Annotated in this window: 21 protein-coding genes; 7 read left to right on the top strand and 14 right to left on the bottom strand. The window is 71.6% G+C overall.

Translation table 11 applies throughout. The annotated features are described in order from the left end of the window. Positions 1 to 22 precede the first annotated feature (22 nt). The 3 genes from V7Z97_RS06380 to V7Z97_RS06390 all read right to left on the bottom strand — a co-directional run bounded on the left by V7Z97_RS06380 (position 23) and on the right by V7Z97_RS06390 (position 1,814). Positions 23 to 541, bottom strand: coding sequence for a dihydrofolate reductase (locus V7Z97_RS06380; RefSeq protein WP_334162196.1), 519 nt, complete (start codon positions 539 to 541; stop codon positions 23 to 25). An 80-nt stretch (positions 542 to 621) separates the two neighbouring features. After that, positions 622 to 963, bottom strand: coding sequence for a phosphoribosyl-ATP pyrophosphohydrolase (locus tag V7Z97_RS06385; RefSeq protein ID WP_334162197.1), 342 nt, complete (start codon positions 961 to 963; stop codon positions 622 to 624). A 2-nt stretch (positions 964 to 965) separates the two neighbouring features. Next, positions 966 to 1,814: a thymidylate synthase gene (locus V7Z97_RS06390; protein WP_334162198.1), complete on the bottom strand. Its 849-nt coding sequence runs from the start codon at positions 1,812 to 1,814 to the stop codon at positions 966 to 968. A 167-nt stretch (positions 1,815 to 1,981) separates the two neighbouring features. Between V7Z97_RS06390 and V7Z97_RS06395 the strand changes: the two genes are divergently transcribed. Beyond that, complete coding sequence (locus V7Z97_RS06395) at positions 1,982 to 2,248, top strand: hypothetical protein (protein ID WP_334162199.1); 267 nt, start codon at positions 1,982 to 1,984, stop codon at positions 2,246 to 2,248. 32 nt (positions 2,249 to 2,280) lie between these two features. Here the strand turns inward: V7Z97_RS06395 and V7Z97_RS06400 are convergent, their stop codons facing one another. Continuing rightward, positions 2,281 to 2,823, bottom strand: coding sequence for a DUF924 family protein (locus tag V7Z97_RS06400; protein ID WP_334162200.1), 543 nt, complete (start codon positions 2,821 to 2,823; stop codon positions 2,281 to 2,283). Positions 2,824 to 2,960: 137 nt separating this feature from the next. Between V7Z97_RS06400 and V7Z97_RS06405 the strand changes: the two genes are divergently transcribed. Next, positions 2,961 to 3,875: an RcnB family protein gene (locus V7Z97_RS06405; RefSeq protein WP_334162202.1), complete on the top strand. Its 915-nt coding sequence runs from the start codon at positions 2,961 to 2,963 to the stop codon at positions 3,873 to 3,875. Between the two features lie 10 nt (positions 3,876 to 3,885). Here the strand turns inward: V7Z97_RS06405 and V7Z97_RS06410 are convergent, their stop codons facing one another. After that, on the bottom strand, positions 3,886 to 4,356 hold the full coding sequence (locus tag V7Z97_RS06410) for a 5' nucleotidase, NT5C type (RefSeq protein WP_334162203.1): 471 nt from the start codon (positions 4,354 to 4,356) through the stop codon (positions 3,886 to 3,888). A gap of 32 nt (positions 4,357 to 4,388) precedes the next feature. Further along, the gene (locus tag V7Z97_RS06415; RefSeq protein WP_334162205.1) at positions 4,389 to 4,871 is read right to left on the bottom strand and encodes a Fur family transcriptional regulator; all 483 of its coding nucleotides are present in this window, start codon (positions 4,869 to 4,871) and stop codon (positions 4,389 to 4,391) included. Between the two features lie 122 nt (positions 4,872 to 4,993). On the opposite strand from V7Z97_RS06415, the gene V7Z97_RS06420 reads away from it, so the two are divergent. Continuing rightward, the gene (locus V7Z97_RS06420; RefSeq protein WP_334162206.1) at positions 4,994 to 7,039 is read left to right on the top strand and encodes a TonB-dependent receptor; all 2,046 of its coding nucleotides are present in this window, start codon (positions 4,994 to 4,996) and stop codon (positions 7,037 to 7,039) included. A gap of 109 nt (positions 7,040 to 7,148) precedes the next feature. Here the strand turns inward: V7Z97_RS06420 and V7Z97_RS06425 are convergent, their stop codons facing one another. The 3 genes from V7Z97_RS06425 to V7Z97_RS06435 all read right to left on the bottom strand — a co-directional run bounded on the left by V7Z97_RS06425 (position 7,149) and on the right by V7Z97_RS06435 (position 10,067). Then, positions 7,149 to 8,144 (bottom strand): DUF4167 domain-containing protein, encoded by a 996-nt coding sequence (locus V7Z97_RS06425; protein WP_442958019.1) that lies wholly within the window; start codon positions 8,142 to 8,144, stop codon positions 7,149 to 7,151. Between the two features lie 265 nt (positions 8,145 to 8,409). Continuing rightward, positions 8,410 to 9,279: a peptide chain release factor N(5)-glutamine methyltransferase gene (prmC, locus tag V7Z97_RS06430; protein WP_334162208.1), complete on the bottom strand. Its 870-nt coding sequence runs from the start codon at positions 9,277 to 9,279 to the stop codon at positions 8,410 to 8,412. Next, on the bottom strand, positions 9,270 to 10,067 hold the full coding sequence (locus V7Z97_RS06435; protein WP_334162210.1) for an MOSC domain-containing protein: 798 nt from the start codon (positions 10,065 to 10,067) through the stop codon (positions 9,270 to 9,272). Before V7Z97_RS06435 ends, prmC begins: the two co-directional genes overlap by 10 nt. A gap of 101 nt (positions 10,068 to 10,168) precedes the next feature. On the opposite strand from V7Z97_RS06435, the gene V7Z97_RS06440 reads away from it, so the two are divergent. Beyond that, entirely contained in the window at positions 10,169 to 11,425 is a 1,257-nt protein-coding gene (locus tag V7Z97_RS06440; protein WP_334162211.1) for a YihY/virulence factor BrkB family protein, read from the top strand. Here the strand turns inward: V7Z97_RS06440 and V7Z97_RS06445 are convergent. Next, complete coding sequence (locus V7Z97_RS06445; protein WP_334162213.1) at positions 11,422 to 12,099, bottom strand: DJ-1/PfpI family protein; 678 nt, start codon at positions 12,097 to 12,099, stop codon at positions 11,422 to 11,424. The genes V7Z97_RS06440 and V7Z97_RS06445 overlap by 4 nt on opposite strands. Before the next feature lie 126 nt (positions 12,100 to 12,225). Between V7Z97_RS06445 and V7Z97_RS06450 the strand changes: the two genes are divergently transcribed. Together V7Z97_RS06450 and V7Z97_RS06455 are read left to right on the top strand one after the other, a co-directional pair. Beyond that, positions 12,226 to 13,194 carry a GlxA family transcriptional regulator gene (locus V7Z97_RS06450; protein WP_334162215.1) on the top strand — a complete coding sequence of 323 codons (969 nt, stop codon included), beginning with the start codon at positions 12,226 to 12,228 and terminating at the stop codon, positions 13,192 to 13,194. Between the two features lie 207 nt (positions 13,195 to 13,401). Continuing rightward, a complete protein-coding gene (locus V7Z97_RS06455) occupies positions 13,402 to 13,779 on the top strand; it encodes an endonuclease domain-containing protein (protein WP_334162330.1) in 378 nt (125 codons plus the stop codon). Here the strand turns inward: V7Z97_RS06455 and prfA are convergent. Then, a complete protein-coding gene (prfA, locus tag V7Z97_RS06460; protein WP_334162216.1) occupies positions 13,776 to 14,849 on the bottom strand; it encodes a peptide chain release factor 1 in 1,074 nt (357 codons plus the stop codon). The two genes, V7Z97_RS06455 and prfA, sit on opposite strands and share 4 nt — an antisense overlap. A 124-nt stretch (positions 14,850 to 14,973) precedes the next feature. On the opposite strand from prfA, the gene V7Z97_RS06465 reads away from it, so the two are divergent. Next, complete coding sequence (locus V7Z97_RS06465) at positions 14,974 to 15,270, top strand: hypothetical protein (protein WP_334162217.1); 297 nt, start codon at positions 14,974 to 14,976, stop codon at positions 15,268 to 15,270. Positions 15,271 to 15,359: 89 nt separating this feature from the next. Here V7Z97_RS06465 and V7Z97_RS06470 read toward each other — a convergent pair whose 3' ends face one another. From V7Z97_RS06470 to V7Z97_RS06480, 3 genes are all read right to left on the bottom strand, one after another. Continuing rightward, positions 15,360 to 15,656, bottom strand: coding sequence for a hypothetical protein (locus tag V7Z97_RS06470; protein ID WP_334162218.1), 297 nt, complete (start codon positions 15,654 to 15,656; stop codon positions 15,360 to 15,362). 86 nt (positions 15,657 to 15,742) lie between these two features. Then, positions 15,743 to 16,885, bottom strand: a complete 1,143-nt coding sequence (gene ispG, locus V7Z97_RS06475) for a flavodoxin-dependent (E)-4-hydroxy-3-methylbut-2-enyl-diphosphate synthase (protein ID WP_334162219.1) — start codon at positions 16,883 to 16,885, stop codon at positions 15,743 to 15,745. 77 nt (positions 16,886 to 16,962) lie between these two features. Next, positions 16,963 to 17,955: a helix-turn-helix domain-containing protein gene (locus tag V7Z97_RS06480; protein ID WP_334162220.1), complete on the bottom strand. Its 993-nt coding sequence runs from the start codon at positions 17,953 to 17,955 to the stop codon at positions 16,963 to 16,965. Positions 17,956 to 18,087 lie beyond the last annotated feature (132 nt).

Raw genomic sequence — 18,087 nt, forward strand, 5'->3', positions numbered from 1 at the left:
CCTCCCTTGTCGTCTGGCCGGACTATAGGCGTTCCAGCACGCGGAAGACGAAGGGGAACTCGTCGGTTTCTGACGCAGGGTAAGCCTCGCGGCGCACCTCGCGCCAGCGGCTCTCGTCGATCGGCGACAGGCGGACGTCGCCCTCCACCTCGGCGTCGACGTCGGTGAGGTAGAGACGCCTGGCCCGGGTCAGGGCCAGCTCGAAGAGCGAGGCCCCGCCGATCACGCAGACCTCCTCGGCGCGGTCCTCCTCGGCCTGCTCGCGGGCGATCTGGAGGGCTTCGGAGAAGTCCTCGCAGACGATGGCGTTCTTGGTCTCGAACGAGCCGTCGCGGGTCAGCACGATGTTGGTGCGGCCGGGCAGGGGCTTCCTGGGCAGGCTGTCCCAGGTCTTGCGGCCCATGATCACCGGCTTGCCCATGGTGACGGCCTTGAAGATCGCCATGTCGGACTTCAGCCGCCAGGGCAGGGTCCCGTCCCTGCCGATGACACCGTTGCGGTCGCGGGCGATGGGGCCGGCGGAGAGGATGATCTGGGACATGGCGTCGATCTAAACCATCCGCTCATGCCGGCGGAAGCCAGGACCCAAACGGCGTCCTGGGTTGATCGGCAGTGCGCGGGCTAGTCCACCGACTCGGCTTGGGCCCCGGCTTCCGCCGGGGCGAGCGGTGGGGGCTCCAGCCAGCTCAGCCATTTCCGCTGGACCGCCGCCTGCGGGTCGACGCCGAAGCGGCGGCAGTAGAGGAGCAGCATGCAGAGCACGTCGGCGGCCTCGTCGGCGCGGTCCTGCTCGCTGGCCTCGCCGCGGCCTCGGGACGAGAGGCGCAGGTGGGCCTGGGAGAGCTCGCCCAGCTCCTCCTGGAGCTTCAGCAGGAACCAGTCGTCGTCGCGGTCGATGGCGTACTTGCCCGCGTAGATGTCGGAGATCCGGGCCGCCGCCTCGCTGATCTCGGCGAGCGTCATGGTCAGACGGCGATCGGCGCGGCGATGGAGGGATGCGCGCGGTAGCCCTCGAGCTGGAAGTCCTCGTAGTCGAAGGCGAAAAGGTCGTCCTTGTCGGCGACGTGCATCACCGGCAGCGGCAGGGGCTCGCGGGAGAGCTGCAGGCGCGCCTGGTCGAGGTGATTCAGGTAGAGGTGGGCGTCGCCCAGGGTGTGCACGAACTCGCCGGGCTCCAGCCCCGTCACCTTCGCCATCATCAGGGTCAGGAGGGCGTAGCTGGCGATGTTGAAGGGCACGCCCAGGAAGACGTCGGCCGAGCGCTGGTAGAGCTGGCAGGAGAGCTTTCCGTCGGCCACGAAGAACTGGAACAGGCAATGGCAGGGCGGCAGGGCCATGTCCTCCACCTCGGCCGGGTTCCAGGCCGAGACGATGTGGCGGCGGCTGTTGGGGTTGGACTTCAGGCCCTCCACCACGGCGGCGATCTGGTCGATCACCCGGCCGTCCGGCGCGGACCAGGAGCGCCACTGCTTGCCGTAGACCGGGCCCAGTTCGCCGGTCTCGCGGTCCGCCCACTCGTCCCAGATGGAGACGCCGCGCTCCTGCAGCCAGCGGACGTTGGTGTCCCCGCGCAGGAACCAGAGCAGCTCCAGGATGATCGACTTGCGGTGCAGCTTCTTGGTCGTGAGGAGCGGGAAGCCCTTCGAGAGGTCGAAGCGCATCTGCCGCCCGAAGACGCCGAGCGTGCCGGTGCCCGTGCGGTCGCCGCGCTGGACGCCGTTGGCGAGGATGTCCTCCAGCAGGTCCAGGTACTGCCGCTCAGGGTGGTCCTGGTCGGCCTCGTAGCGGGCGGCGATGGAGACGGCGGCGTTCATGGTCAGGTGAGGGTGCCCCGATTCGCGAATCGGAATCCCTAGGCGCCGATGAGCCATCCACAGGCATCGGAGCGTCCGTTCGTCGCAAATTAAGGCTTTGCAACTTGGCGCGCCGCGGTCAGCCCGCTAAGGGCGTTCCATCCTTCCCAATTCAGGTTCGTACACAGATGTTCCTCGTCTCCGCCCTGGCCGCCCTGGCCATCGCCGCGGCTCCGGAAGCCGCGGCCGTCGAAAAGACCGCCCAGGCTCCCGTGGAGTCCACCGCCCAGACGCCCGCCCTCGACGCCAAGGGCGAGGCCAAGACCAAGAAGGTCTGCACCGAGCGTCCCGCGGTCAGCGGCTCGCGCATGGCCAAGAAGAGCTGCCGCACCGTGAAGGTGGAGAAGGCCGCGCCGACCACCGGCGTGAAGGCCGAGGCCGGCCACGACCACTAGCCCCTGGCGGGCGATTTCGAGGGCGGGCCGGCTCAGCCGGCGAAGCCGCCCTCGTCCAGGAAGACCTGCTCCTCGGGCGTGGTGACGCGCCCGAGGGCGGGGTTCCGGTGCGGGAAGCGTCCGAACCGCGCGATGATGTCGCGGTGGATGCGCACCCACTTCAGAACCTCCGGATCGTCGAGGTCCCCGGCCAACGCCAGGGCGTAGTCCTGATCGGCAAGGTCCTCCGAATGCTCGAAGGGCAGGACGAAGAACTGCGCCAGCAGGGGCTCGACCTTGCGGTGGAAGCCGGCTTCCGTGGCGGCGCGGGCCACCGCGCGCGCCTTGGGGTCGGTGGCCCAGGCGTGGGCCGAGCCGCGGTAGAGGTTGCGGGGAAACTGGTCGAGCAGGATCAGGAGCGCCAGCGCGCCCTCGGGGCTCGCGGCCCAGGCGTCGTACTCCCCGCGGGCGGCGCGGTGGTGGACCGGTTCGAACTTCAGCCGGATCGCCTCGTCGAACCGGGCGCTCTTGGCGTACCACTTCTCCGGACCGGCGTTGCGCCAGAAGCCCAGGACATCGTTGGGGGTCGCAGCCACGGGTGATCCTCTTCGCCTCGCGCCGCAGAGTTGGCGCGGCCGGCCGCGGCGTTCAAGCACGGTTCATTGAACCGGCGCCAATCCTGCAACCGAGCGGACTTGCCCCGGCCGTGACGCGGCCGCGGAGGATGAACACGATGAAGACCAGGATCATGGCGCTGAGCCTCCTGCTGCTGGCCGGCGCCAGCGGCGCGGCGATCGCGCAGGAGCGGGACCGGGACCGCGAGCCGCGCGGCCACGTGGGCGCCGGCGGCGACCGGCCCCAGCGGCCCGCGGCGCGCGGCGTCCAGCAGCGTCCGGCGACGCCGCCCCGTCCGCCTCAGGCCGCGGAAGCCGCTCAGGCGCCCAGCGCGCCCCAGGCCTCCGGCGGGGAACGTCGGCGGGGCGGCGAGGCGCGCGGGGGCGAGGGCCGCCGGCGCGGCGGCGACGGCCAGGGCCGGCCGGTGGGCCGCGGCGTCTGGGTCGACCGCGACGGCGACGCCGACGTCTCGGGCCTGACCGGCTTCGACCGCCAGGACCACGAGGACCGCACCGAGCTGCGCGACGCCCGCCGGTTCGACGGCGCGGGCCAGGCCCGCGACGGCCGCCGTGACCGCGACGGCGACGGACGCCGTGACCGTGACGGGCGACGCGACGGAGACGGCCCCCGGGATGGCGATGGCCGCCGTGACGGCGACGGGCGCTGGAGCGGGGACCGGGACGGCCGCCGCGATGGGGACCGGCGCTGGGACGGCGACCGCGACGGCCGCCGGCCGCCGCCGAACCACCCCCGCTGGGACCGCCGCCACTATCCGCCGGTGTACAACAGCCGCCACCGCTACCGGGGCCACGTCTGGCGTCCGCCGTCGGGCTTCTACGTCCGGCTGTGGAGCTACGGCGACGTGCTGCCGCGCGGCTGGTACGACGAGGGCTACCGGCTGTGGAGCTGGTGGGACTACGGCCTTCCCATGCCGCCGCCGGGCTACGACTGGGTGCGCGTGGGCTACGACGCCATCCTGGTGGACCGGTTCACCGGCCGGGTGATCCAGGTCGTGCGGCTGGTCTTCTGGTGAGCCCCGGATCCTAGATGAATCCCTTCGCCCGCAGCTCGGCGATCGAGCTGCGGGCGTCCTTGTGATGGATGAAGACTCCGCCCTCGGCCTCCCAGAGGTGGCGGAACTTGTCGCGGTCGTCGACCAGGGCGTCCCCGGGGTGGCAGTGCTCGCGCTTGAGCGCGGCCGAGGTGGTGATCACCTCGACGCCCGGGAAGTGCTGCTCCGCCCAGCGGCGCTTCTGCGGCTCGGCCCAGTTTCCGCGCGGCAGGCCGGTGAGGATAATCGGGTTCCTGTGCCGCACCGCCTCGAACAGCTCGAAGGCGTCGGGCAGGGGCTCGAGGGTCTCGAAGAAGCCGTCGGCCGCGGCCAGACGCTTCCAGAACTGGCCCAGGCCATGGCGCTTCTCGAAGGCCCGGGGATGCAGGCCAAGCACCTTCTCGGCGCCCCTGTCGAAGTCGGCGAGCACGCCGTCGCAGTCGAGGTAGATCTGCTTGCGCATGGGCTGGTTGAACGTCCGCGCCGCGGCCGGGTTCAGCCCTCCGCGCAGGCCGGGCAGCGGCCGCGGGCCTCCAGGGTCACCGTGCGCACCGCGTAGCCGGCGGCGCCGGCGGCGGCCAGCGCCGGCGCGAGGTCGGGCTCGAACTCCTCCGCCGCGCCGCAGCAGTCGCAGATCAGGAAGGCGGCCAGGTGGCCGTCGCCTTCCAGGCGGCAGGGCACATAGGCGTTCAGGCTCTCGATGCGGTGGGCGAAGCCCAGGCGCTCCAGGAATTCCAGGGCGCGGTAGACGGTGGGCGGCTTGGCGGGCTCGCCGGCCTCCCCGAAGGCGGCGATCAGGTCGTAGGCCTTCAGCGGCGCGTCGGATTCCAGCAGCAGCTCCAGCACCCGGCGGCGCGGGGCCGTCAGCCGCTCCTGGGTTTCCGCGCAGCGCGTCTCGGCCGCGCCGAGCGCACGACGCAGCGCCGGACCCTTCAGGCCCGGATGGACACCGTCCTCGTGGTGGCACGCATCTCCCATGGCCGTCAGCTAACTCCGCTCCGCCCCGGGCCGCAACGGCCTTGACGACCCGTTATGTTATTTCATAACGGTACTGTTACTTCATAACACCTGATCCCGTTTTCAAGTCCCCAGGAGGGTCAATGTCGCGAGCCGCCCTGTTCGCCGCCGCCGCCGTCACGGCCCTGACCGCCGCTGAAGGCGCCCACGCCGCCGCGCCGAAGGACCTGGACGAGGTGGTGGTGACCGCCGCCCCCTATCCGGTGTCGATCGGCTCGGCGACCACCAGCGTCAACATCCTCAAGCGCGAGGAGCTGGACACCGCCCCGGTGGGCGGGCTGGGCGACGTGCTGAGCGGCCTGCCGGGCGTGCGCTCCACCTTCTTCGGGCCCGGCGCGAGCCGGCCGGTGATCCGCGGCCTGGCCGGGCCGCGGGTGCTGGTCCTGTCCAACGGCCTGGGCCAGGTGGACGCCAGCGCCCTGTCGCCCGACCACGCCGTGGCCACCGACCCGCAGGAGGCGGAGCGGATCGAGGTGCTGCGCGGCCCCTCGGCGCTCGCCTACGGCGGCTCGGCGATCGGCGGCATCGTCAACGTGATCGACGACCGCATCCCGCGGGTCCCGGTGGAGGGGCTGGAGGGCCGGGTGATGGCCTCTGGCTCCACCGTGGACGAGGGCCGGATGGCCACCGCCTCGCTGAAGGCCGGCGCGGGGCCGTTCGTGGTCACCCTGGACGGCGTTCGCCGGGAGACCGAGGACTACGACGTCCCCACCCACCCGGAGTCGCGCCGGCTGATGGAGGCCGACGGCGAGGAGTGGCCGGGCCCGGCGGACTCCGTGGTGGAGAACACCTCGACCGAGCTCAGCTCCTACGGCGCGGGCCTCGCCTATGTGAAGGACCGCGGCTACCTGGGCTTCTCCGTCAAGCGGACCGAGACGACCTATGGCGTGCCGGGCCACGCCCACGAGCACGACGAGCACGAGCACGAGGACGGCGAGGCGGAGGAGGGCCACGAGGGCGAGGAAGCCGGCGTCGCCATCGAGCTGGAGCAGACCCGCTACGACCTGCGCGGCGAGTACGACATGGCCCTGGGCCCGTTCGAGAAGCTGCGCTTCGCCGGCGGCTACGCCGACTACACCCACGTGGAGCTGGAGGACGGCGCGCCGGCCACCCGCTTCTTCTCCGAGGGCTGGGAGGGCCGGCTGGAGCTGGTGCAACCCGACCGCGACGGCTGGCAGGGGGCGGTGGGCTTCCAGGCCCTGTCGCGCGACTTCGACGCCGTGGGCGAGGAGGCGCTGGTCCCGGCCACCACGACCAGGGAGTGGGGCGCCTTCGTCCTGCAGCGCTACGACCGGGAGGGCTGGGGCGTGGAGGGCGGCCTGCGCGTCGACAACCGCAGCCTCGACAGCGTCGCCGGCGAGCGCGACTTCACCAACGTCTCGGCCTCGCTCGGCGCCTTCGTGCGGCCGGCGGACGGCTGGTTCTTCAGCCTGTCGGGGTCGCGGACCAGCCGGGCGCCGGCCCAGGAGGAGCTGTTCGCCAGCGGACCGCACCCGGCGACCCGCGGATTCGAGGTGGGCGATCCGGACCTCGACCAGGAGGTCTCCTGGTCGCTGGACGCCACCGCCCACTACGGCTCCGACCGCTGGACGGCGGACGTCCACCTGTTCGGCGTGCGCTACGAGGGCTTCATCGACCTGCGGCCGACGGGCGTGGCGGACGAGGAGTCCGGCCTGCCGGTGTTCCGCTACGTGCAGACCGACGCCACCTTCCACGGCTTCGAGACGGAGGTCTCGTACAGGCTGTGGTCCGACGCCGGGCGCAGCTTCCGGCTGGAGGCCATGGCCGACTACGTCCGCGGCGACACCGACCTGGGCGCGCCCGCGCGGATCCCGCCCTGGTCGGCGGCCCTGCGCGGCGTGTTCGAAGGCGGCTGGTGGACCGGCCAGCTCGAGGCCCGGCGCGTGGGCGAGCAGGACCGGGTCGCCGAGTTCGAGGTGCCCACCGACGGCTACACGATGCTGAACGCCTCGCTGACCGTGCGGCCGCTGAAGGACGACGGCTTCAAGGTGTTCCTGGACGCCCGCAACCTCACCGACGCCGAGGCCCGCGAGCACGCCTCGTTCCTGAAGGACCTGGCGCCCCTGCCGGGCCGCAACTTCCGGCTGGGCGTGGCCTACAGCTTCTAGCGGTCGCCCGGAGAAACGAAGAGGGGCCGCACGATCTCTCGTGCGACCCCTCATCCGACCCGCGGCGCGGGCCACCTTCTCCCGCAAGGGGAGAAGGGGATCTCAGACCTTAAGCTTCCTCGGACTCGTTCGAGGGCGCGCCTTCGCCGGCCTCGAAGCTGCGCGGGGCGCGGCGGCGGCGCGGCTTGCGGGCGGGAGCCTCCTCGTCCGAAGCGGCTTCCGGGCGCGGCTCGGCGCGGGCCTGGAGGAAGGCGGGGGCGTGGCTCTCGCCGCCCTCGGCGTCGCGCAGGACCGGGGAGGGACGCTCCTCGGCCAGCGGCGCGGCGGCGCGGGGCTCGACCACGGCCAGCGGATCGCGCTCGGGGCGCTCCTCGCGGTCGCGGCGCTCGCGGCGGTCGTCACGGTCCCGGTCGCCGCGCGGGCGGTCGTCACGGGGCCGATCCTCACGGGGCCGATCCTCACGGGGCCGATCGTCACGGGGCCGATCGTCACGGGGACGGTCCTCGGCGCGCGGACGGTCGTCGCGGGGACGGTCGTCGCGGTCGCGCCAGCGGTCGCGGCGTCCGCCGCCCTCGCCACGGTCGTCGCGGCGGCCCTCGAAGCGCTCGCCCCGATCCCGGTCCCGACCGTCGCGGTCGCGGCCCTCGCGGGGACGATCGTCACGGTTGCGCTCGTCGCGGTCGCGGCGTTGCTGGGCGTCGCCGTCCTGGCCCTCGGGATTGGCGGCGCTCTCCGCGGCGGCGGCCTCGTCGGCCGCGGCGGCCTGGGCCTGGGCGCCCTCGTCCTCGAAGTCGATATCGTAGCCTGAGGAGAAGGTGTCGCGTCCGAGGATGTCGGAGGCGGGCCGCTGCGGCTGCATGGCGCGCAGCAGGCGGAAATAGTGTTCGGCGTGCTGGAGGTAGTTCTCGGCGAGCACCCGATCGCCGGCCGAGCCGGCGTCGCGCGCCAGCTGCTGGTACTTGTCGAAGACGTGCTGCGCGTTGCCGCGGACCTTCACGCCCTCGGGGCCGTTCGAGTCGAAGGCCCGGTTCGCGTTCTGTTGAGGCTTGCCGCCGCCCCCACCGCCGCCGCCACCGCCACGATTGCGGCCGCGCTGACGCTTCATACCCTTGAAATCTCTCATTATTCGATAACCGTTTGCTCTTTTCCTGAGCGGCCCTGAGGCGGCCTGTGCCCTAGCCTTCAGCGGGATCGGGCGCCTGGCCCGGATGGATTGTTGAAGACGCTTAAGTTCCCCGTCTTCCGCCCGGAAGCTCTTCAGCGAGAGGCCTTTTTGAGAAGCTCGCGCCTGCCGGGACGGCCTGCGCCCTGGTCGGGGCGCGTCTGCCTAGCCGGCTTTCATGGGTGGAGACGACACCTGATGTAGCGACTCAAGCGCCCGTTTCCAAGGGGTTTTTCGAACCCGCGACAACCCGGTCCCGATCGGCCAGGTCGCGGATGGTCCGCACGTCGGCCGCGCCCGCCTCGCGGAACAGCGCCTCGACGGCGTCCTTCTGGTCGTAGCCGATCTCCACGGCGAAGATCCCGCCGGGCTTCAGTACGCGGAGGATCTCGGGGGCCAGGCGGCGGTAGGCGTCGAGGCCGTCGGCGCCGCCCTCCAGCGCCAGGCGCGGCTCCCAGTCGCGGACCTCGGGCTCCAGGGTCTCCAGCACCTCGCTGGCGATATAGGGCGGGTTGGAGACCACCACGTCGAAGTTCGCGTCCGCCAGGCCCTCCGTCCAGTCGCCGCGCAGCAGCGCGACGCGGCCGGCGAGGCCCAGGTGGGCGGCGTTGTCGCGCGCCACGGCCAGGGCCTCTTCGGAGACGTCCACGCCCAGGCCCTTCGCCGCCGGCCGCTCGGCGAGGATGGCCAGCAGGATGGCCCCGGAGCCGACGCCAAGGTCGAGGATCGAGAAGGCCCTGTGCTCAGGGGTCTGCTTCAGGATCACGTCGACGACCGTCTCGGTGTCCGGCCGCGGCGTGAGCACGTCCCGGTTCACGTTCAGCATGATCTTCCAGAAGCCCTTGCGGCCCAGGATGTGGCTGACCGGCTCGCGCTTCACCCGCCGCGCCAGGTAATCGGCCAGGGTCGCCTCCTGCTGCGGCGACAGGGCGCGGTAGGGATCGGTGACGATGTCGGTGCGGGTGGCCTCGGCGGCGGCCTCGACCAGGAGGCGCGCGTCGATCACCGGGCCGGCGAGGCCCGCGTCCTCCAGGGTCTTCTTCGCGTGGGTCCACGCCTGGACGAGGTTCAGGCCCATGCCGGGGCCTCCACGGGCCGGGCGTCCGGCGAGGTGACCGCGTCGCCCACGCTGACGCGGCCGGGCGCGGTGACCTTCAGGTAGATGCCGCAGTTCATGTGGCCGTAGTTGTCGAACAGGGCCTTGACCACGTCGAGGTCGCGCTCGGCCGTGGTGGGGTCCACATGGGTGGCGGCGCAGCGGACGATGGGCTTGAAGACCTCGGCCTTCGCCCAGCCCAGCATCATCGGACGGCCCGTCCACTCGTTCTCGACCCAAGGCGCCCAGCCGTCCACGTAGAGGTTGGCGCGGAAGCGCAGGGGGTCGAGCTCGACGCCCATCTTCTGCGACAGGTCCCGGATGCTGGCCAGGTTGACGATCGAGACCTGGCCCTGCGGGTGGTCGGTGAAGCGCCAGGCGCCGGGCGCCTTCACCACCTTCAGGGGGCCGCGGACGTCGTCCTCGGGCAGCAGGCGCGTCAGCCAGGCAGAGAAGGCCTCGCGCCCGGCCTCGTCGGCGAGCTTGCCGGAGAAGACCGGCATGCCTTCGGCGTGGGCGTGCAGGAGGCCGGTGTCCTCCTCGTAGTGGGTCCGCGCCGCGGCCACGCGCGGGATCGACATCAGGACGGTGAACTTCTGTTTCGGCACGAAGGCCGGGGCCGCCGGATCGAAGCCCGAGGGACCGTTCTCCACCGCCCACAGGCGGTCGAAGGGGAAGCCCTCGCCCGGGGTCAGGTCCGCGTTCGGCAGGGTCTCGGGGGTGAACCCCTTCACCGGGTGACGGAAGATGGCGGCGACATGTCCGGTCATGGACGCCCCTTGCCGGAACGGCCGGCTGGCTTCAAGGGGAACGGAGGCCGCAGGCGGCGGGTTCGGACAAGCGCCGCCTTGGAGAGGAAGCGAAGCACCCCGTGGCGCGACCCGCCCAGAACGACAAGCCGCCCGGCCGGGGCGGCGGCCTTTCCCGGCTCCTGCTGGGCGCCGCGCCGTGGCTCGGGCTGGCGGCGATGACCGCGCTCTGGGCCCAGGCCGCGCGCCGGCCGCCGCCCGGGCTCTCCAATCCGGAGATCGCCGCGCCGGACCACTTCGAGCTCACCGAGCCGGGGCGGGGACGGCTGGCCGCCTGGCCGTTCCAGATCCCGTGGAAGGGCTGGAAGGACATCATCTGGCGCGTCTACCGCGAGAGCGGCAACGACCGGATCGCCTTCCTGGCCGGCGGCGTGACCTTCTACGTCCTGCTGGCGCTGGCGCCCGCGGTGGCGGTGTTCGTCTCGCTCTACGGCCTATTCTCGGACGTGGGGACGGTGAGCAGGCAGCTGGACCAACTCGCCACCTTCGTGCCGCACGACGTGCTGGTGATCGTCGGCGACCAGATGACCCGGCTGGCCACCCAGCGGCCGGCGGAGCTGTCCATCGCCTTCGCGCTCTCGGTGCTGCTCTCGCTCTGGACGGCGAGCCTCGGCATCCGGGTGCTCGTGGACGCGCTCAACGTCACCTACGAGGAGAAGGAGCGGCGGCCCTACCTGCTGCGGATCATCACCACCTACAGCTTCACCTTCGCGGCCCTGGTGTTCATGGCGGTGGTGACCGCCGTCCTGGTGGCGGCGCCGCTGGCGCTCAACCAGATCGGCGCGGGCGAGCTCTTGATCCCGCTGCGCTGGCTGGTGCTCTACGTCCTCGTCGCGGGCGCCTTCGCCATCCTCTACCGCTTCGGCCCGTCGCGGCGCTGGGCGCAGTGGCGCTGGGTGGCGGTGGGGGCGATGCTGGCCGCGGCCATCTGGATGGGCGGCTCGCTGGGCTACTCCTGGTACGTCAACAACGTCGCCCGCTTCCAGATCACCTACGGTTCCCTGGGCGCCGTGGTCGGCTTCCTGGTGTGGATCTGGTTCTCGGTGATGGCCCTGCTGCTGGGCGCGGAGATCAACGCCGAGGTGGAGCACCAGACCGCGCTCGACACCACCGTCGGCGAGGCCAAGCCCATGGGCCACCGCGGCGCGGTGGTGGCCGACAGCGTGGGCCTGGCCTTCGTGGGGGTGCGCAAGGGCGCGGTCATCCTGTGGGGAACCACCCGGCGGCAGGTGGGCAACTTGGTCCGCCGCGGGCCGCGCGAGCCGCCCCCGCCCCTGCCGACCCTGCCGCCGCCGCCACCGAGGCGTCCCCAACGCTAGGCCTGCCGCCAGTCGCCGCCCGCATGCTCCAGGTAGCGGGCGGTGGCCTTCTGCGTCTCGGGTCCGAAGTAGCGGCCGACCACGTGCAGGGCGAGGTCGATGCCGGAGGTCAGGCCCCCGGCGGTGGCGATCCTGCCATTGTCCACGAAGCGCGGCCCGCGCTGCAGCGCCACCTTCGGGAACTCCTTCTCGAACGCGTCGAAGAACGCGTGGTGGGTGGTGGCCGGCCGGCCGTCGAGCAGGCCGATCCGGCCGAGCTGGAAGGCGCCGGTGCAGACGCTCATGGTCATGTGGGCCTTGTCGCTCGCGGCCCGAAGCCAGGCGCGGGAGGCCTCGGTGGAACGCTGGGCCGGGACCACGATGACGTCCGGCTGCGGGACGGTGTCGATGGAGTAGGCCGGCTGCACCAGCAGGCCGCCGGTCATCCGCACCGGCTCGAGCGTGGGCGCGACGGTGAACGGGAAGAACGGGTGGGTGTGGCGTCCGTCGACCATGGGCATGGCGTCCTGGAACACCTCCCAGGGGCCGGCGGTGTCGATGACATTGGCGTTGTCGCCGAGCAGGAAGGCGACCTTGATCATCTTCGAGGCCGGCAGGGGCGGGACGGACTGGGCAAGGGCCGGGGCGGCGGCGAAGGCGGCGGCCGAGGCGGCGACGAGCTCGCGGCGGTTCATGACGAGGGCTCCGGTTGAGGCTGCGGCGGAGCCTGCGCCCGTCGGCGCGTGGCGCGAAGGACGACGAGACGTCAATTCCGGCCAAGGTCGTTGCCGGCCGGGGCCGCGCGGGCCTAGCGTCGGCCCATGACCCACCGCGTGGCCATGCTCGCCTTTCCCGACGCCCAGGTGCTGGACGTGATCGGGCCGCTGGAGGTGTTCTCGCGCACCGCCCGCTGGCTGGCCGACACCTGGGGCCGTGCGGAGCCCGCCTATGCGGTGGAGATCGTGGCCGCGGAGGCCGGGCAGGTGCGGATGTCCAGCGGTCTGGAGCTGACGGCGTCCCGCAGCTTCCGCGACCTTCCCGCCTGCGACACCCTGCTGGTGGCCGGCGGCATCGGCTGGGCCAGCGCGGCGGAGGACGCCGAGCTGCTGGCCTGGCTGCGCGGCATGGCGGGCAGGGTGGAGCGGCTGGGCTCGATCTGCACCGGCGCCCTGATCCTCGGGGCCGCCGGCCTGCTGGAGGGGCGGGCGGCGACGACGCACTGGGCCTACTGCGACCGGCTGGCGGCGATCGCCCCCGGCTGCGAGGTCGCTCCGGACGCCATCTTCGTGGAGAGCGGCGGGGTGTTCACCTCGGCCGGGGTGACGACCGGCATGGACCTCGCCCTGGAACTGGTCGAGCGCGACTGGGGCAAGGCGACGGCGGTGGCCGTGGCCCAGGAGCTGGTGATCTACCGCAAGCGCCCTGGCGGCCAGGGACAGTTCAGCCGTTTCCTGGAAGCCGAGCGGCGGGAGGACGTGTTCGGGCGGCTGCAGCTCTGGGTTCTGGAGCACCTCGACGAGGACCTGCCGCTGGAGCGGCTGGCCGACGCCGCCGGCATGAGCCCGCGGCACTTCTCCCGGCGCTTCAAGGCCGAGACGGGCGCGACACCCGCCGCCTGGGTCGGCAAGCTCCGGCTGGAGGAGGCCCGACGGCGGCTGGAGAGCGGGGCCGGCAGCCTGAAGGAGGTCGCCCGCGGCTGCGGCTTCCAGGACGAGCAGAACCTGCGCCGGGCCTTCCGCCGCCGGCTGGGCGTGGCGCCCAGCGACTACCGCGAGCGGTTCGGGGGATAGAACCCTGTCGGTGGGTGCTCGGGCCCGGCGCTGAGGAACCCTCTCCCCTTGGGAGAGGGCAGGGTGAGGGCGACTCCGTCGGGGATCAGCACCGCCGAGGGGTCAAGTCGCGCTGCCGGTTGACGCTGAACAATGTTCTCGTATTGTTCACTTATGGGCAAGGTTCGCACTTCTCGTTCCGCCATTCTCCTGAAGCGCGCGCGTCAGATGCGGCGCGAGCCGACGCGGGCCGAGGCCAAGCTCTGGCAATCGCTGCGGGCGCATCGGCTCGGCGGCTGGAAGTGGCGGCGTCAGACGCCCTTTGGCCCGTTCATCGTCGATTTCCTGTGCGATCGCGCGCGGCTGATAGTCGAACTCGACGGGGCGGCGCACGGCGAGCGGGATGCATACGATGCAGACCGGTCCGACTATCTCGCGCGGTTCGGTTTCCACGTGCTGCGGTTCGCGAACGCAGAGGTGGAGGGCGACATCAGCGGGGTTTGCGAGAGGATCCTCGCGGCCTGTGGGAGTCGGCCCCTCGGCGGTGAGGTGGCGGGTTCGGAGCCGCCCTCACCCTACCCTCTCCCAGGGGGAGAGGGTTTTTAAGCCAGCTCCTCCTCAAGGGCGGCGAGGCGGGCCGCCTGGTCCTCGGCGATCAGCGGCCCGATGACGTCGTCGAGCGCCTCGCCCTCCATGATCTTCGGCAGGTTGTAGAGGGTCAGGTTGATCCGGTGGTCGGTCACCCGGCCCTGCGGGAAGTTGTAGGTGCGAATCCGCTCGGAACGGTCGCCGGAGCCCACCTGGCTCTTGCGGCTTTCGGCCCGGGCCGAGTCGAGCGCCTCGCGCTGCTGGTCGTAGAGCTTGACCTTCAGGGCCTTCATCGCCCGGGCCCGGTTCTGGTGCTGCGACTTCTCGGAGCTGGTGACCACGATGCCGGTCGGCAGGTGGGTGATGCGCACGGCGGAGTCGGTCTTGTTGACGTGCTGGCCGCCGGCTCCGGACGAGCGGTAGGTGTCGATGCGCAGGTCCTGGTCGCGGATCTCGATCTCCACGTCCTCCGGCTCGGGCAGGACCGCGACGGTCGCGGCCGACGTGTGGATGCGACCCTGCGCCTCCGTGGCCGGGACGCGCTGCACGCGGTGGACGCCGCTCTCGAACTTCAGCCGGCCGAACACGCCGTCGCCGGTGATCGAGGCCACGATCTCCTTGTAGCCGCCGGCGTCGCCCTCGGAGATGGAGTCGATCTCCACCCGCCAGCCGCGGTTGGCCGCGTAGCGCTGGTACATGCGGAACAGGTCGCCGGCGAACAGGGCCGCCTCGTCGCCGCCGGTGCCGGCCCGCACTTCCAGGATGGCCGAGGCGTTCTCGTCGCGGTCCTTGGGCGCGAGCAGCAGGGCGACCTCGTGCTCCAGAGCCGGCAGCCGCTCCTTCAGCGCCTCCAGCTCGTCGCGGGCCAGGGCCGCCATCTCCGGGTCGCCGGAGGCCATTTCCTCGAGCTCGGGGAGCTCGGCGCGGGCGCGCTCGAGGTGCGAGACCGCGTCGGCCACCGGCTTCAGCTCGGCGTGCTCCTTGGAGAGCCGGACGATCTCGGTCCCGTCGGTGGCCGCGCCCATGCGCGCCTCGATCTCGCGGAAGCGGTCGAGCACCTGGTCGAGCCTGGCCTGAGGAAGTCGCACGTGGTTTCGCACCCGGAAAGGAGGGGAGCCTCCTCTAGCGCCTGGGCGGGCCGATGCCAAACCCCGCCGGAACGGGAGGGCGCGGTTCCGAGTTACGGCCACGGTGACTACGAGGAGACTTGAAATGGCTACCGAACGCGTGACCGAGCACCCGGACGGCACGACCGAGCGGGTCATCGACCGCGACAGCGGCGGCACGACCTATGTGGAACGCGGCGGCTCCGGCGTCGGCGGCGTGATCATCGGCATCGCCGTGCTCGCGCTGGTGGCGATCGTCGCCTTCTTCCTGCTGAGCGCGAACCGCCAGGAGGCGATCCGCACCGACGCCGTGACCAGCGCGGCCTCCAGCGTGGCCGACAGCGCCGCGGGCGCCGCCAACGCGGTGGGCGACGCCGCCAATGCGGTGAACCCGGCCAACTAGACTTACGCCTTCCGCCCTGCGGAGAGGCAAAGAAAAGGCCCGCTGCGGTGTCCGCAGCGGGCCTTCCTGTTTCGGTCCGGCGTGGAGCCTTAGACGCGGACGCCCGAGAGCGGGGCGTTGCCGAAGGCGCCGAGCTTGACGTTCCCGGTCATCTTGTCGCCGTCGACCTTGGCTTCGAACTCCAGGGTCATCGGCATCGGGCTCGTGATCGCCGAGCTCCAGGTGAGGGTGTCGCCGTTCACCTTGCCGGAGACTTCCTGCGAGCCCATGCGGCCCTCAGTCTTGCCGGTGAAGGTGTCGCCGCTGGTCGTGATCGAAGCGTTCACTTCCTGCGCGCCCATGGGCGTGTTGATGGTGATCTTCCAGTTGCCGTCAGCCGAGGACATCTGTCCCTCCCGTTTAGGTCGGCGCGCAGCTAACAGCGGTTGCGTTGCACGTGCAAGGGTGACGCCGGCGTCAACTTCGCAGATTTCTACTCGGCGGCTTCGAGGGCGGCCGACCTCGCCGCCTCGATCTCGGCGGCCCTGGCCTCCACGAGGCCGACGATGTGGTCGACCATGGCCTCGTTGTCCATCTTGTGGTCGGGCCGCCCGGCCACATAGACCATGCCCGAGCCCTTGCCGCCGCCGGTGAAACCCAGGTCGGTCATCAGCGCCTCGCCGGGGCCGTTGACCACGCAGCCGATGATCGACAGCGACAGCGGCGTGGAGATGTGCGCCAGGCGCTCCTCCAGGGTCTCCACCGTCTTGATCACATTGAAACCCTGCCGGGCGCAGGACGGACAGGCGATGATGTTCACGCCGCGATGGCGCAGGCCCAGCGACTTCAGGATGTCGAAGCCGACCTTCACCTCCTCCACCGGATCGGCGGCGAGACTGACGCGGATGGTGTCGCCAATGCCGGCCCAGAGCAGGGCGCCGAGACCGATGGAGGACTTCACCGTGCCGGTGCGCAGCGCGCCCGCCTCGGTGACGCCCAGGTGCAGCGGGCAGTCGATGGCCTCGGCCAGCATCTGGTAGGCGGCCACCGTCATGAACGGGTCGGACGCCTTCACGCTGATCTTGAACTCGTGGAAGTCGTGGTCCTGCAGGATGCGGGCGTGGTTCAGCGCGCTCTCGACCATGGCGTCGGGGCAGGGCTCGCCGTACTTCTCCAGGAGGTCGCGCTCGAGGCTGCCGGCGTTGACGCCGATCCGCATGGAGCAGCCGTTGTCGCGGGCCGCCTGGATGACCTCGCGCACCCGGTCGGGGCTGCCGATGTTGCCCGGATTGATGCGCAGGCAGGCCGCGCCGGCTTCCGCCGCCTCGATGCCGCGGCGGTAGTGGAAGTGGATGTCGGCGACCAGCGGGACCTTCGCCGCCCGGGCGATGGTTCGGAACGCGGCGGTGGAGTCCTCGTCGGGGCAGGAGACCCGGACGATGTCGGCGCCGGCCTCCTCCAGCTGGCGGATCTGGTCGATGGTCGCGGCCGCGTCCGCGGTCACGGTGTTGGTCATCGACTGGACGGTGATCGGCGCGTCGCCGCCCACCTCCACGGACCCCACGCGGATCTTCCGGCTGGGCCGGCGCTGGATCTGCCGCCAGGGGCGGACGGAGGTGTGGTCCTGGGTGCTCATGCCGCGCGGAAAATAGGGGCTTTCCGGAGAGAACCCAAGCGGACACACGATCACACCCGCCGGTCGGGCGGCGGCCGCTACCCGCCGAGCTTGCTGGCGGAGGAGAGGGCGGCGGGGAGGAAGCCGCGGGACTGGCCGCCGGCGAACACCTGGAAGGCCTGCGGCTCGGAGACGTCCACCATCAGCCCATTGATGGCCGGGATGCGGTAGGCCTCGCCCTTGTCGAGCTGGCGGGCGAAATAGACCGAGCCGTCGGCGCCGCGGATGATCAGGGCGCCCGATTTCAGCGCCTTCAGCGTCACGAACGACGGCTGGCCGACCGGCGCGCCGTAGATCCGGCCGTCCGGCTTGAACACCGGGGCGAGCTGCGAAGTGTCCGGGGGCGGCGCGTCCGCCGAGGTGACGCCCAGGATGGCCGGCGGGGCGAGGTTGCCCATGCCGTCCTCGCCGGCCTTGGCGAGGCCGGGCGTCTCGTAGAGCGGGGGCGTGGTGGACTCGACCGGCGCCGGCAGGGGCGCGCCGAGCGTCACCGGACCGTCCCGCTGCGCCGTCAGCGCCTCGATCACGGCCTTCTCCGGAGCCAGCGGCGGCGGCGGGGCGGCGTCGATCATGGCCCGCTGGGCGATGTTCCACATGAAGATGGCCGCGACGATCACGCAGCCGCCGGCGATCAGGGCGGAGAGGCGCGGATCGCGGTCCTCCTGCACGCCGACGGGAGCGCGAAGCGGCTCGTCGAGCACCGGCTCGTCGGCCTTGAAGCGGTAGACGGCCTCCTCGGGGTCGAGACCCAGGGCCTGGGCGTAGGAGCGGATGTAGCCGATGGTGAAGGGCCGCGAGGGCAGCTGCTCCAGCCGCATCTCCTCTATGGCCGACAGGTAGCTGCGCCGCACCCGCGTGCGCTCGGCCAGCTCCTCCAGAGAGAGGCCCCTGAATTCGCGGACGGTGCGCAGCGCCTCGCCAATATCCGCCCCGGAGTGGAGCGTGGGCGCGTAGGAGTCCACAAGACCAGGATCGCCGCCGTTCACCGGTTCGACTTCAAGATCGGCGATGCGACCAGTATCGAGCGGCATGGCCACTCTCACCCCCGGACATGCGCAGCGGTGATCTCACCGCGGCGGCGTTCGAACCCAAGACTCGCGGAAGTTCTAGAGAAGAACTTTGCGTACCACGCGTCGGGGTTGTGCTCAATGCGGTATTCGGTC

Source organism: Phenylobacterium sp., assembly GCF_036821595.1.
GTDB lineage: Bacteria > Pseudomonadota > Alphaproteobacteria > Caulobacterales > Caulobacteraceae > Phenylobacterium.